The sequence below is a fragment of the gamma proteobacterium SS-5 genome (genome assembly GCA_009497875.2).
Lineage (GTDB): Bacteria > Pseudomonadota > Gammaproteobacteria > Chromatiales > Chromatiaceae > Magnetovirga > Magnetovirga frankeli.
Genome location: CP032508.2, coordinates 3,240,001 through 3,253,507, shown reverse-complemented (window position 1 = coordinate 3,253,507; position 13,507 = coordinate 3,240,001). Strand labels below are relative to the sequence as shown.

Annotated in this window: 11 protein-coding genes (1 of these 11 cut by a window edge); 7 read left to right on the top strand and 4 right to left on the bottom strand. The window is 63.0% G+C overall.

What is annotated here, in order from left to right:
- Window positions 1-36 precede the first annotated feature (36 nt).
- The 3 genes from D5125_03175 to D5125_03165 form a co-directional block, all read right to left on the bottom strand.
- Complete coding sequence (locus tag D5125_03175) at window positions 37-468, bottom strand: hypothetical protein (GenBank protein QFY88558.1); 432 nt, start codon at window positions 466-468, stop codon at window positions 37-39.
- Between the two features lie 122 nt (window positions 469-590).
- Window positions 591-1,007 (bottom strand): DUF2384 domain-containing protein, encoded by a 417-nt coding sequence (locus tag D5125_03170; protein ID QFY88557.1) that lies wholly within the window; start codon window positions 1,005-1,007, stop codon window positions 591-593.
- Window positions 1,008-1,136: 129 nt separating this feature from the next.
- Complete coding sequence (locus D5125_03165; GenBank protein ID QFY88556.1) at window positions 1,137-1,607, bottom strand: hypothetical protein; 471 nt, start codon at window positions 1,605-1,607, stop codon at window positions 1,137-1,139.
- Between the two features lie 53 nt (window positions 1,608-1,660).
- On the opposite strand from D5125_03165, the gene D5125_03160 reads away from it, so the two are divergent.
- From D5125_03160 to D5125_03130, 7 genes are all read left to right on the top strand, one after another.
- Window positions 1,661-2,548, top strand: a complete 888-nt coding sequence (locus tag D5125_03160) for a phosphoribosylaminoimidazolesuccinocarboxamide synthase (protein QFY88555.1) — start codon at window positions 1,661-1,663, stop codon at window positions 2,546-2,548.
- Window positions 2,548-2,832: a glutaredoxin family protein gene (locus D5125_03155; GenBank protein ID QFY88554.1), complete on the top strand. Its 285-nt coding sequence runs from the start codon at window positions 2,548-2,550 to the stop codon at window positions 2,830-2,832. The genes D5125_03160 and D5125_03155 overlap by 1 nt, the downstream gene beginning before the upstream one ends.
- Window positions 2,829-3,710, top strand: coding sequence for a dihydroorotate dehydrogenase electron transfer subunit (locus D5125_03150; protein QFY88553.1), 882 nt, complete (start codon window positions 2,829-2,831; stop codon window positions 3,708-3,710). Before D5125_03155 ends, D5125_03150 begins: the two co-directional genes overlap by 4 nt.
- A 21-nt stretch (window positions 3,711-3,731) precedes the next feature.
- Complete coding sequence (locus tag D5125_03145; GenBank protein ID QFY88552.1) at window positions 3,732-4,205, top strand: ankyrin repeat domain-containing protein; 474 nt, start codon at window positions 3,732-3,734, stop codon at window positions 4,203-4,205.
- Window positions 4,206-4,353: 148 nt separating this feature from the next.
- The gene (locus D5125_03140; GenBank protein QFY88551.1) at window positions 4,354-6,897 is read left to right on the top strand and encodes a TRAP transporter permease; all 2,544 of its coding nucleotides are present in this window, start codon (window positions 4,354-4,356) and stop codon (window positions 6,895-6,897) included.
- Between the two features lie 141 nt (window positions 6,898-7,038).
- Window positions 7,039-8,628 (top strand): BCCT family transporter, encoded by a 1,590-nt coding sequence (locus tag D5125_03135; GenBank protein ID QFY88550.1) that lies wholly within the window; start codon window positions 7,039-7,041, stop codon window positions 8,626-8,628.
- A gap of 103 nt (window positions 8,629-8,731) precedes the next feature.
- Window positions 8,732-11,917, top strand: a complete 3,186-nt coding sequence (locus tag D5125_03130; protein ID QFY88549.1) for a transporter substrate-binding domain-containing protein — start codon at window positions 8,732-8,734, stop codon at window positions 11,915-11,917.
- A 196-nt stretch (window positions 11,918-12,113) separates the two neighbouring features.
- Here the strand turns inward: D5125_03130 and D5125_03125 are convergent, their stop codons facing one another.
- Window positions 12,114-13,507: the 3' portion of a peptidoglycan DD-metalloendopeptidase family protein gene (locus D5125_03125; protein ID QFY88548.1), read on the bottom strand. 124 nt of this gene lie beyond the right edge of the window; only the last 1,394 of its 1,518 coding nucleotides appear in the window; the start codon falls outside the window, past its right edge; it ends in the stop codon at window positions 12,114-12,116.

Here is a 13,507-nt window from a genome sequence, read left to right as displayed (position 1 = left end):
GGCGCTGGCGCTGACAACTACTTGTTTGCCTTAGTGTTATTTGCTTTTGTGGATGCGGGCCTCGTCCTTGTAGGCGCGCACATCAATTTGCTCCGCATCGCTGCGTTTGCGGATGATGAGGTCCTGACGGCGTTGGTTCTCCGGCCGGTTCAGGCCTGAGGTATCTGCGGTCACGCGCCGGTCTCCCGGCCTGCGGTGCACATAGGCGCGCACCACCACGAGCTTGCCGGCCAGCCGCTTGCCGTTGAGGGCCTTGATCGCCCGCTCGCCATCGGCCGGGCTGGCGTAGGTCACCAGGCCGTGAAACTCCTGGCTCAGATCCCGTCGGTTGGTGATCTCCAGGATCTCGCAGTCCACCACCGCTGGTTTACGCGAAAACCGCAGCAGGGAGCGCGCCCCCGACTCGGCAAAGGCAAACAGCTCCCCCAGGCCGATCCTGGCTGGGATGTGGCAGATAATCACTTGCATTGCCCTCTCCGAACACAAAAAACATCTTACTGAAGGCTAATTTAGTGCAATTACCTGAAGGGGACAAGCAGTTGATCTTTATCAATCGCGGGTAGGGCAGGGGCGTGCCTGGCAAGGCCGGATCAGTGCGCCCTGGAGCCGGACTGGTCCCAGGCGAAGGTGCAATCCACCTGGGCCAGGATGGCCACCAGGCCGTCCTCTCCCTGCAACATCACCGACAGGGGGGATTGGTTGCCGAAGCGGCGATGGCCCTGACGCAGCCAGCGGCCACCCATCTTCGGGTTGGTGGGAAAGCTGGTGCGCAGGGCCTCGGCAATGCGCAGCACATAACCGGCGCGCTTTTCCACTACCGGGTCGGCGGGGAAGGGGGTCTGGTTGCGAAAGCCGTTGAAGGCGCGCTTGCGCACCGTCTCCGGCATGGCCAGCAGGGCATGCATCTGCGCCGCGTCCAGGCCCCAGTTGTCCAGCACCTGCATGGTGGCACGGGTCAAGCCCATCCGCTCATCGGTGGTTTGCAACACAATCTGTTCCGCTGTCATGCCCTTGTACCTCGTGTAAATTCAGTGTGACGACCCTCCCTTCACCCAGGGGGCGAGAGGGTCAAGCCTGAGCCAAAGACTAGCACAGGCCCAATCCAATTCCTACCTGTTTGGTTGGTTATAGCGGCCTCAGCGCCACAGCCGCTGCCACCAGCGCTGTCGGCCCTTGGCCAGCAGGCTGTCCTGCGCGAGCAGGCTCGGCGGCAGCTTGCACAGGATCCAGCCCGGCAGGGGCGGATTGTCGCTGTAACCGCAGCTGACCCCCAGGTTGTTGGGGTCATAGACCTTGATGAAGCCCGGTTGGCTCAGGTCATCGGCATAGACGATGCCGCAGTAGTCCTCATCGTGCTCCTGGCGCAGCAGGGCATCCAGTTCATCGACAAAACGCAGCACCTGCCCGGCGCTGGCCGGCTGGGTCGGCGGCTGGGTGCCTATGGCATAGAGATACCAGCCGCCACCGGCGTCGGCCCTTACCAACTGCCACAGGCTGTCCAGATGATGCCAGCGCAGTGCCGAGGTGAAGCTGCCGCGAAAGGCCTGCATGAAATCATCCCTCGGCGGGGTATCGGCCGCTGCGGCCTGGGTTTGGGTTTTCGGCATAATTTCTCATCCAACGGGGGCTATAATGGGGTTTTACCAACGGGACCAGGCGCATGACCCAAGCCCTTTATCAATCTGATCTGAGCGGCCTGCAACTGCTGCACCGCGGCAAGGTGCGCGACATCTATGATGTCGATGAGCGGCATCTGCTGATTGTCACCAGCGACCGCCTGTCCGCCTTTGACGTGATCATGAACGAGCCGGTGCCGGGCAAGGGCGAGGTGCTCACCCGGCTGGCCAATTTCTGGTTTGGCCGTACCCAGGGCCTGATTGCCAACCAGCTCAGCGACATAGACCCGCGCGATGTGATCCCCAACGCCGAGCAGGCGCAACGCCTGGGCGAGCGGGCGATTGTGGTGCGCAAGCTCAGACCGCTGCCGATCGAGGCCATAGTGCGCGGCTATCTGATCGGCTCGGGCTGGAAAGATTATCAGAAAACCGGCGCGGTTTGCGGCATCCGTCTGCCCGCCGGGCTGCAGCTGGCCGAGCAGTTGCCCGAGGCCCTGTTCACCCCTTCCACCAAGGCGGCGCTTGGTGGCCATGATGAGAATATCGATTTCGCCCGCACGGCGCAGCTGCTCGGTCAGGGGCTGGCCGAGCAGGTGCGCGCCATCAGCCTGCGCATCTACCGCGACAGCGCCGCCTTTGCCCGCGAGCGCGGCATCATCATCGCCGATACCAAGTTCGAGTTCGGCCTGGATGAGCAGGGTCGGCTGCACCTGATCGATGAGGTGCTGACGCCGGACTCCTCCCGTTTCTGGCCGCTGGAGGGCTACCGTATCGGTATCAGCCCGCCCAGCTTCGACAAGCAGTTCGTGCGCGATTACCTGGAGACCCTGGAGTGGAACAAGCAGCCGCCACCGCCACCGCTGCCGGTGGAGATCATCGCCAAGACCGCGGCCAAATACCGTGAGGCGGAACGCCTGCTGAGCGGACGCTGATGGCCCGTTCGCAACGACCCCAGCCCAGGCTGTTGATCTATACCGGGGACAACTGCCCCTACTGCCGCCAGCTCAAGCAATATCTACAGCGCCAGGGCATAGGCTACCGGGAGCGCAACATCCAGCGCAGCAAGAGCGCCGCTGCCGAGTATCGCCGTCTTGGCCTGCGCGGGGTGCCGGTCAGTCTGATCGGCCAGCGGCAGATCGCCGGATTCGAGCCCGAGCGTATCGGCCAGGCGCTGGCCGGGACGACAAAACACCAGCCAACCAAGTACAAGCCATGACACAGCCCGCACACAGAGACAGCATCTACAACGAGCAGGCCGAGATCCTCGGCCATGAACACCTGGCCGGGGATCAGCACATCCTGCGCCTGCACGCGCCGGAGTGCGCCGCCCGCGCACGAAGCGGGCAGTTTGTACATGTCCAGGTGGACCCGCAGCGGCCGCTGCGCCGCCCCATCTCGCTGCTGCGCTTTGCCCCCGATCAGGGCTGGATCGAGCTGCTCTACAAGGTGGTGGGCGAGGGCACGGCCCTGCTGGCCCGACGCCCGGCGGGTGAGGCGCTGGACATCCTCGGCCCCATCGGCCGCCCCTTCGACCTGCCCCCGGCGCTGGGCAAGGAGCGCGCCCTGCTCATTGGCGGTGGCGTTGGTATGCCGCCGATGATCGCCCTGGCCGAGACCCTGCGGCGCAGCGGGCTGCCGCTGCCCCTGGTGATCCTCGGCTCTGAAGTGCCCTTTGCGTTCGACCCACGTCCCTCGCAGATCCTGCTGCCCGGCCTGCCCGCCGAGGCCATTGCCGCCATGCCCCTGCTGGATGACTGGGGCATCCCCTCGCGCCTGGCCAGCCTGCAGGGCTTTGCCGGCTGCTTTTTGGGCTATGTCACCGAACTGGCGCGGCACTGGCTCAAGACCCTGGATGCGGCCACCCAAGCCGGGCTGGTGTTGTACGCTTGCGGTCCCCAGCCCATGCTCAAGGCGGTGGCGGCGCTGGCGGTTGAATTCGACCTGGCCTGTCAGGTCTCACTGGAGGAACACATGGCCTGCGGCATTGGCGGCTGCGCCGGTTGCACGGTGCCGGTACAGACCGAACACGGGCTGGCGATGAAGCGGGTCTGCGTCGATGGTCCGGTGTTCGATGCCCGGGCGGTGTTCACCTGAGGCCCGCAAAGGGGAGGAGTTATGTCCAAGCGTTCACCTACCATCCTTGCTGGCCTGATCGGCCTGCTGTTGTTCCCTTTGGCCCTGACGGCGGCGGATGCCAATCCGCCGGTGGTGGCGGCCATCGCTCAGGGCCGGGCCAGCGCCGTGCGGGATCTCATCGCCAGCGGGGCCGACCCCAATGCCGCCAACAGCGTTGGCCGCCCCGGCCTGGTGATCGCCGCCGCCATGGGCAGTCGGCGTATCGTCCAGGCCCTGATCGTCGGCGGGGCCGATGTCAATGCCGTGGATGCCGCCGGTAACTCGGCCCTGATGGAGGCCGCCGCCCGTGGCCAGATGGAGATCCTGGAATTGCTGATCCGCGCCGGAGCCGACCTGAATCTGGCCAACAAGGCCGGTCAGACCGCCCTGAAACGTGCCGGGCTGGCCAAACAGGAGCAGGCAGGCAAGCGCCTGAGCGAGGCAGGGGCCACCGAGGGCGAGCCCGCCCCTTGAGGGATCAAGCCTGAGCCAGGGGGCGCGGTCTCAACCCGCGCATCCCCGCGAGGGCAGCTGGGCTACCCCATGGGGCGCGACCCTCATTGGCCAGCTCCTGCCACCGGGCAGCCCGATCTCCTGCGTCAGGTTTACAGGTCAAATTGTCATGCATAGTGATCAACCCCGGCAGATAGCCGCCGATGTCGAGTCCGGACCGCGCCACCCTGCGGGCCTGGCCGGGCGGGTGTTGGGGCTGCTGGCCCTGGCCTGGTCCCTGTTTCAGCTTTGGTATGCCTCGCCGCTGGCGTTTCAGCTCGGTTTTGGCGTGTTCAACGACACCCAGGCGCGGGCCGTTCACCTGGCCTTTGCCCTGTTGCTGGCCTTTGCCGCCTTCCCCGCCCGACGCAGTGCCCCGCGTGACCGCGTCCCCCTGCTGGCCTGGTTGCTGGGTGCCCTGGCCGCCTTTTGCGCCGCCTATATCCTGATCTTCTACGACCAACTGGCGCAGCGCTCCGGCGCGCCCACCGGCCTGGACCTGGTGGTTGCCCTGAGCGGCCTGCTGCTGTTGCTGGAGGCCAGCCGCCGCGCCCTCGGCCCGCCGCTGATGATCGTTGCCCTGGTGTTTCTCACCTACACCTTTGCCGGGCCCTGGATGCCCGATGTCATCGCCCACAAGGGGCAGAGCCTGAGCAAGGTGATGTCGCACCAATGGCTTACCACCGAGGGGGTGTTCGGCGTGGCCTTGGGGGTATCCACCGGTTTTGTGTTTCTCTTCGTGCTGTTCGGTGCCCTGCTGGAGAAGGCTGGCGCAGGGCAGTATTTCATCCAGCTGTCCTTTGCCCTGCTCGGCCACCTGCGCGGTGGCCCGGCCAAGGCGGCGGTACTGGCCTCGGCCAGTACCGGGTTGATCTCCGGTTCCTCCATCGCCAATGTCGCCACCACCGGCACCTTCACCATCCCGCTGATGAAGCGGGTGGGCTTTCCCGCCAGCAAGGCCGGGGCGGTGGAGGTGGCCAGCTCCACCAATGGCCAGCTGACCCCGCCGGTGATGGGCGCGGCAGCCTTTTTGATGATCGAATACGTCGGCATCTCCTACCTGGAGGTAATGAAGCACGCCATCCTGCCCGCCCTGATCTCCTACATCGGCCTGATCTATATCGTCCATCTGGAGGCGCTCAAGGCGGGCATGCAGGGCCTGCCGCGCCGCCATCGGCCGTCTGCGGCGCAGCGCCTGCTGCACCTGGTGGGCTCGCTGCTGGGCCTGTGCCTGCTCGGGCTTTTGGTGTATTTCGGTGTCGGCTGGATCAAGCAACTGGCCGGGGATGGGGCCATCTATTGGTTGATCGGGCTGTTGCTGCTGGCCTATCTGGGTCTGCTTTACCACGCCAGCCAGCAGGCCGACCTGGCCTGGGATGTGTCGGATTCCGCCCCCTTGCAGACCCCGGAACTGGGGCCGACCCTGCGCTCCGGGCTGCATTTTCTGCTGCCCCTGGTGGTGCTCATGTGGTGCCTGATCGTGGAGCGTTTCTCGCCTGGGCTGTCGGCCTTCTGGGCGACCCTGCTGATGCTCTTCATCCTGCTCAGCCAGGCCCCCCTGCTCGCCCTGCTGCGCCGTCAGCCGCCGCTGCCGGCGGCCCGGCAGGCCCTGGCCGACTGCCATGAAGGGCTGGTGAGCGGGGCGCGCAACATGATCGGCATCGGCGTGGCCACGGCGGCGGCGGGGATCATCGTCGGCACCATTACCCTCACCGGCATAGGCCAGGTGATGATCGAGTTCGTCGAGTTCCTCTCCGCCGGCCACCTGCTGCTGGCGCTGGTACTCACCGCGCTGATCTGCATCATTCTCGGCATGGGCCTGCCCACCACGGCCAATTATATCGTCGTCTCCAGCCTGATGGCCCCGGTGGTGCTGGCCCTGGCTGCGAACGAGGGCGTAGTGGTGTCGCTGATCGCCGTGCACCTGTTCGTGTTCTATTTCGGTATCCTCGCCGACGACACCCCGCCGGTGGGGCTGGCCGCCTTCGCCGCCGCTGCCATTGCCAAGAGTGACCCCATAGCTACCGGGGTGCAGGGTTTCATGTACGATATCCGCACCGCCATCCTGCCCTTTATGTTCATCTTCAATGCCGAGCTGTTGCTGATCGGCATCCATAGCCTCTGGCATCTGTCGTTGGTGGTCCTTTCCGCCACCGCCGCCATGCTGCTGTTTGCCGCCGCAACCCAGGGCTATTGGCTGACCCGCAGTCGCTGGTGGGAATCCCTGACCCTGCTGTTGGTGGCCTTTACCCTGTTCCGCCCCGGCTTTTGGTGGGACCCGATCTATCCACCGATGCAGACCCTGCCCGCCAGTCAGATCCTGGAGCAGGCCGCGCAGGCACCGGACCAGGCCAAGCTCAGGTTGCAGGTAGAGGGCGAGACCCTGGAGGGGGATTGGCTGCAACGCCGCCTGCTTTTGCCCTTGGGGCCGGTGCAGGGGGGCGAGCAGCGCCTACGCCAGGCCGGGCTTGAACTGCGCGAGGAAGGGGGGCGGGTGCTGGTGGATACGGTCATCTTTGGCAGCCCCGCCGAGCGTCTGGGGATAGACTTCGATTGGCAGATCACCGCCCTGGAGGTGGCCGCCGAGCGGCCGCCCAAGTACCTGATGTTCCTCCCCGCCCTGGCCCTGCTGGGGCTGGTCGCCTGGGCCCAACGGCGGCGGCGCGGGGGCTGATCGGCCCGTATTTCGGCCCGTTGTTTTGATCTTGCCGGTTTATCTTGCTAGGGTACCGCGTCTTAATCAAACCTGGACTCAAGTCTGCCAAGCGCGCCCTATCGGCGGGCCGGGCTTTTGACCAGAACAGGAGCGAGCAAGATGAAAAACAACCTGGATCACGACGATCCCTACAACACCGACTACGAGATCGGTCAGGATAACCTGCAGAGGTTTGGCATGGATATCCACCATCCGGTCTTTCCCATCGCCGCCAGCCTGGTGCTGGTCTTTGTTATCGCCACCCTGATCGCCCCCACCGAGGCCAAGGCCCTGTTCGACAGCAGCAAGAGCTGGTCGATCAATAATTTCGACTGGCTGTTCATGGTCGGCGGTAACCTCTTTGTCCTGTTCTGCCTGGCCCTGCTGGTGCTGCCGGTGGGCGGGATTCGCATCGGTGGCGAACAGGCGCGGCCGGAGTTCTCCCTGCTCTCCTGGTTCGCCATGCTGTTCGCCGCCGGCATGGGCATAGGCCTGATGTTCTGGAGCGTGGCCGAGCCCACCGCCTATTACACCGACTGGTGGGGCACCCCGCTGAATGCCGTGGCGCACACCCCGGAGGGGGCCGACATGGCCATGGGCGCGACCCTGTTCCACTGGGGCCTGCACCCCTGGGCGATCTATGCCGTGGTCGGACTGACCCTGGCCTTCTTTGCCTACAACAAGGGCCTGCCGCTGACCATTCGCTCCGGCTTCTATCCCCTGATCGGTGACCGCGCCTGGGGCTGGTTTGGGCATGTCATCGATATCGTCGCCGTGCTCGCCACCTTGTTCGGCCTGGCCACCTCGCTGGGCTTTGGTGCCCAACAGGCAGCCAGCGGCCTGAAGTTCCTGTTCGGCATCCCAGATACCATCAACACCCAGATCGCCATCATCCTCGGCGTCACCGCCATTGCCCTGATCTCGGTGGTGCGCGGCCTGGAGGGCGGGGTCAAGGTGTTGAGCAACCTCAATATGGGCATGGCCTTTGTGTTGCTGCTGTTTGTCTTTACCGTTGGCCCGACCCTGGCCATTCTCACCACCATGGGCAGCACCGGGCTGAGCTATATCGAGAACCTGATCCCCCTGAGCAACTGGATCGGTCGCGAGGACGAGAAGTTCTACCACGGCTGGACCGTGTTCTACTGGGCCTGGTGGATCTCCTGGTCACCCTTTGTCGGCATGTTCATCGCCCGTATCTCCAAGGGCCGCACCGTGCGCCAGTTCATCGCCGCCGTGCTGATCGTGCCCACTCTGGTCACCCTGGTGTGGATGAGCGTGTTCGGCGGTACCGCCCTGGAGCAGGTCCAGGCCAATGTCGGTGCCCTGGCCAATGGCCTGAGCGAGGTACCCCTGGCCATGTTCCAGATGTTTGAACAGCTGCCGCTGACCTCGATCATCTCCTTCGTTGCCATCTGTCTGGTGCTGGTGTTCTTTATCACCTCCTCCGACTCCGGCTCCCTGGTGATCGACAGCATCACCGCCGGCGGCAAGATCGATGCCCCAGTGCCCCAGCGTATCTTCTGGGCGGTGATGGAGGGCGTGGTCGCCGGTGCCCTGCTGTTTGGCGGCGGGGCCGATGCCCTGGGTGCCCTGCAGGCGGCGGCGATCACCGTCGGACTGCCCTTTACCCTGGTGCTGCTGGTGATGTGCGTCAGCCTCTACATGGGCCTGCGCCACGAGTTGGGGCTGATCCGCAGCGGCAAGATCTGATGGCACCACCCAGCGGGCTTAGACCCGCTGGGCCTTGTTCCGGGCTGGTTGTTGCGAGCGACTGTGCTAAGCTTGGGCGGCTTGAATCCATACGGAAATTGGCATGATCAACCCCATCTCCATCCGTATCAGTCTGCTGACCTACTTTTTGCTGATCGTCGGCGCTGTTGCCATCTCGCTGATCTCGGTGCAGTATTACTTCAGCCTGAAGCTGGCCGATTCGGCGGCAGAGGGCACCTTTGCCCAGGTGGCGGCCCGGCTGGGTATCTTCATCAAGGAGCGCGATGCCCACTACAATAGCGTCATCGACCTGGTGGCCCAGGACAAGAACATCGGCCATCTGCCCGAGCCGGGTCGGCTGCATGATGAAATCGATAGCTTCATCAATATCCTGAGCAGCAACCCCGATCTCTATGCCCTCTATGTCGGTAGTGCCAGCGGGGATTTCTACGAGGTCATCAGCCTGGAGGCCTATCCCGGCCTGCATCAACGCTTCCAGGCCGATTCGACGGCCCGCTGGGCGGTGATCCATATCCACGGCAACGGCAAGGATCGGCTCAAGCGCCTGCGCTTCCTCGATGAACAGTTGCAGACCCTGGCCAGCCAGACCCTGGCAAGCAATTACGAACCCCGAGTACGTCCCTGGTATCGCAAGGCTACCAGATCGGATCAGGTCATACGTACCGAGCCCTACCTGTTCAGCTTCATCGACTCCTCCGGCGTCACCTATGCCAAGAGGCTGGCAACCGGTAACGGCGTGCTGGCCCTGGATATCACCATGCGGGCGATGAATGAATTCCTCGTCGATGCCAATTTCGGTTCCAGTGGCGAGATCTTTCTCTACGACCGCTATGGCGAGAAATACGCCTCCTCCAAACCCCTGTCCCAGTCCAGCGGCAGACAGGGCGCGTTGCAGATCGAGACGCAACCGATCGAGCTGACCGCGCAGGAGCGTGCCTTCGTGGCCGAGAATCCGGTATTGCGCGTTTCCAACGAAAACGACTGGCCACCGCTCGACTTCGCTATCCGTGGCGTACCCAACGGCTTCTCTATCGACTACCTAAGACTGTTGGCGCAAAAGATCGGCATTCAGTGGCAGTTTGTCAACGGCTACACCTGGAGCGAGTTGATGGATCTGTTCGCCGAGGGGCAGTTGGATATGTTGCATTCGGCCTACCACAGCCAGGAGCGCGAGCGCATTGCCCTGTTCAGCCAGCCGATCAACGAGATCCGCACGGCACTCATCCTGCGCAAGGGGTTGAACGCCACCGGGCTTGCCGATCTCAAGGGCAAGACCATTGCCCTGCCCAAGGGTTGGGCCACCGTTGATCAGGTGCGCACCGGATACCCCGAGATTGAGGTGGTCGAGTATCCGCAGAGCTTCGACGCCTACCTGGCGGTGGATCGGGGCGAGGCCGATGCGACCATAGATCATGCCCTGTCGATGCAGTATCTGAGCAGCAAATACGGCCTGCAGAACCTGCGGCTGGGGCCTTGGCTCAAGGAGTTCGATGAGGGCGCGGCACGGCACCTGTTCATCATGCTACAGAAGGACAGCCCGATTCTGCGCGATCTCATCAATAAAGCCATCGCCTCGGTCAGCGAGGAGGAGCTGACCCAGCTGCGTGCCTACTGGCAGGGAGAGGGCTGTAGCAGCGGGGCCACCGACTGCGAACGGCAACTGAACCGGGATGTGGTGAACCAGGCCTTCATGCAGACACCCATGGACCGCCCCAGCGGCCTGATTCAATTCGAGCAGGACGGGGTGCGCTACTTCGCCCACAGCGCGCCCCTGGCTACTTTCGGTGACAGCGGTCATCGCCTCGGGCTGCTGGAGGCGGCGGACAGCTTCCTTTCCCCCTATATGCAGCAGGTCAAGATCTCGCTGAATTTTGCCTTCGTCATCCTTCTTGTGACCATCCCGGTGATCCTCTACGCCATCGCCAAGATCAACCGACCGGTCAAGGCCTTGATGGTCGAGAACGACAAGATCGCCCAGCGGCGTTATGCCGATGTAGAGCCGATTCACACCAATATCCGCGAGTTGCGCGATCTCTCCTGTTCGATGATTCACATGGCCGAGAGCATCCAGGCCTATGAGAAATCCCAGGAGGCGCTGATGGATGCCTTTATCCAGCTCATCGCCGATGCCATCGATGCCAAATCTCCCTATACCGCCGGGCACTGCATCCGGGTACCCGAGATCGCCCTGATGCTGGCACGCCAGGCCCATGAACGCGACCATGGCCCCTTTGCCCCCTTCCACCTACAAACAGAAGACGAATGGCGCGAGTTTCGCATCGGTGCCTGGTTGCACGATTGCGGCAAGGTTACCACGCCGGAATATGTGGTGGACAAGGCCACCAAGCTGGAGACCATCTATAACCGTATCCACGAGGTACGCACCCGCTTCGAGGTACTTTGGCGTGATGCCGAAATCAGCGCCTTGCAACGCCGCTTGCAGGGGGAGGATAGTGTCGAGCTGGATGCCTGGCTGGAGCAGCAGCGGCAATCCCTGAGAGATGACTTCCGGTTTATCGCCGAGTGCAATATCGGTGGTGAGTTCATGGGCCAAGACAGGCTTGAGCGCCTACAGCAGATCGCCGGACGCACCTGGCGGCGGCACTTCGACAACCGGCTGGGGCTGTCCGAGGAAGAGCTCAATCGCTTTGCCGACCGCCCTGCAGAATCCCTGCCGGTCGAGGAGCCCCTGCTGGACGATCGCCCCGAGCATATACTGCCGCGCACCCAGTTCGATCACGCGGCCTATCAGGCCCAGGGCTTCAAGCCCGCTGTGCCCGAGCATTTGTACAACTATGGCGAGCTGTACAATCTGAGCATCTCTCGCGGCACACTGACCGATGAGGAGCGCTTCAAGATCAACGAGCACATCATCATGACCATCCGCATGCTCGAAGCCCTGCCCCTGCCGGACAACCTCAAGCGCGTACCCGAGTACGCCGGCACCCACCATGAGACCCTCATCGGCAGCGGCTATCCACGTCAACTGAGCGCGGACCAGCTATCCATGGCGGCACGCATTGTGACCCTGGCGGATATCTTCGAGGCCCTCACGGCATCGGACCGGCCCTACAAGAGGCCCAAGACCCTGTCTGAGTCGATCAAGATCATGGGTTTCATGTGCCGGGATGGCCACATAGATGCCGACGTCTTCAAGCTCTTCCTCAACTCCGGCATCTACCGCGAGTACGCCGAAAAATACCTGCTGGCAGAGCAGATCGATGAGGTGGATATCCAGTCCTATCTCAATTGCGCGATGCAGCGCTAGCTGTGCCTGCCGTCCCCGTCCACACCCGGACGCAGCCGCCTCGCGCCCGTTGCTGATGGTCTGTAAAGGTCTTGTCGTGGGCTTGCACCACAGCCTTCTCGGTCATGGGCGGCCGCCTTGGGCCAGGACGGGCAGGCCGTTTACGTCTATTGGTACCCTGCATAAGGGCTTAGAGGGACTCTACTTGACCGGGAAATCAGGGTTTCTCTTCCTGGGTTGCCTGTTCCAGCTGGGCAAATTTCTCGCTGTTGACCAGGGCCAGCTGGGCCAGGAGTTCGTTGGCCCTGGCCTTGAAATTTTTCAGATCGGCCTTGGGAATGCTGTTGGTGGAGGGCAGCGCGCTGATCTTGACCGGGTCGGCATGCTTGCCCTTGATGCGGATCTCGTAGTGTAGATGGGGGCCGGTGGCCAGGCCCGATTGGCCCACATAGCCGATGATCTGCCCTTGTTTCACCAGGCCTCCCACCTCGTTGCGTTTGGCAAAGCGCGACAGGTGGCCATAGACGGTGGTGTAGTTGCGTTCGTGCTCGATTATCACCACCCGGCCGTAGCCACCCTGCCAGCCGCTGACCTTGATCTTGCCATCACCGGCGGCCTTGACCGGGGTGCCGGTGGGGGCGGCGTAGTCAACGCCCTTGTGCGAGCGCCACTTCTTCAGCACCGGGTGCCAGCGCTTGGGGGTGAAGCCGGAGCTGATGCGAGTGAATTCCACCGGGGTCTGGATGAATGCCTTGCGCAGGCTCTTGCCTTCCGGGTCATAGTAGCCGCTGCGGCCATCCTTGTGTTGGTAGCGTATGGCCTTGTAACTCTTGCCTTTGTTGATGAACTCAGCGGCGATGATCTCGCCATCCGAGTATTTTTCGTCGTTCAGGTAGTACTGATCGTAGATGACGTTGAAGCGGTCTCCCTGGCGCAGTCCCAGGGCGAAATCTATATCCCACTGAAACACATTGGCCAGTTGCATGATCAGGTTGTCGGACATGCCGGCCTTCTGTCCGTCGATGAATAATGAGTTGTTGATGACCCCGTTGGATTGGTTCTCTTTGTGCTCCAGCTCCTTGATTTCCTGCTGATAATCAAAGCTTTCGCCCTGCGGGGTGATGCGTATGCTCTCCACCGGATTTTTGATCCAGATGAGTTCTTCGAACCTCCCCTGGCCATCAAGCCTGACGCGAAAGGTCTGACCGGGGCGGATCTTGCTCAGACTCAGCCCCTTGGGCGCGGCCTGATCCATGCGGATCAGCAGGCCCTGGCTCAGGCCCAAGTCGTCGAAGATGGTGGATAGGGATTCACCGTTGCTGATGCGGTGTTCCAGCCAGCCTGCGGCAGCCTCGGGTTCTGCTTCTGGTGCTGGTTCTGGTTCTGGTTCTGTAGTGGGCTGCGCCTCACTGGGCAGGCTGGCGGTAAGTTCCTGTTCCGTTGGCGAGGTCTTGTCGCTGCCGTTCAGATCCAGGCCTGGGGTGAGTTCGACCTCATCACTGGGTCTGGTGGGTAGGGGTTCTAGCTGCGGGGTAGAGGTAATGGGGGGAAGGGGTTCGGCATCGGGTTGGTTGTCGTTAAAGGCGGAGAAATCCAAAAAGCTGACGCCCA

Excerpts from the sequence above, each read along its gene's own strand:
- D5125_03160 (QFY88555.1), top strand. The coding sequence starts at position 1,661 with ATGACCCAAGCCCTTTATCAATCTGATCTGAGCGGCCTGCAACTGCTG.
- D5125_03140 (QFY88551.1), top strand. The coding sequence starts at position 4,354 with ATGCATAGTGATCAACCCCGGCAGATAGCCGCCGATGTCGAGTCCGGA.
- D5125_03150 (QFY88553.1), top strand. The coding sequence starts at position 2,829 with ATGACACAGCCCGCACACAGAGACAGCATCTACAACGAGCAGGCCGAG.
- D5125_03155 (QFY88554.1), top strand. The coding sequence starts at position 2,548 with ATGGCCCGTTCGCAACGACCCCAGCCCAGGCTGTTGATCTATACCGGG.
- D5125_03170 (QFY88557.1), bottom strand. The coding sequence starts at position 1,007 with ATGACAGCGGAACAGATTGTGTTGCAAACCACCGATGAGCGGATGGGC.
- D5125_03165 (QFY88556.1), bottom strand. The coding sequence starts at position 1,607 with ATGCCGAAAACCCAAACCCAGGCCGCAGCGGCCGATACCCCGCCGAGG.
- D5125_03135 (QFY88550.1), top strand. The coding sequence starts at position 7,039 with ATGAAAAACAACCTGGATCACGACGATCCCTACAACACCGACTACGAG.
- D5125_03130 (QFY88549.1), top strand. The coding sequence starts at position 8,732 with ATGATCAACCCCATCTCCATCCGTATCAGTCTGCTGACCTACTTTTTG.
- D5125_03175 (QFY88558.1), bottom strand. The coding sequence starts at position 468 with ATGCAAGTGATTATCTGCCACATCCCAGCCAGGATCGGCCTGGGGGAG.
- D5125_03145 (QFY88552.1), top strand. The coding sequence starts at position 3,732 with ATGTCCAAGCGTTCACCTACCATCCTTGCTGGCCTGATCGGCCTGCTG.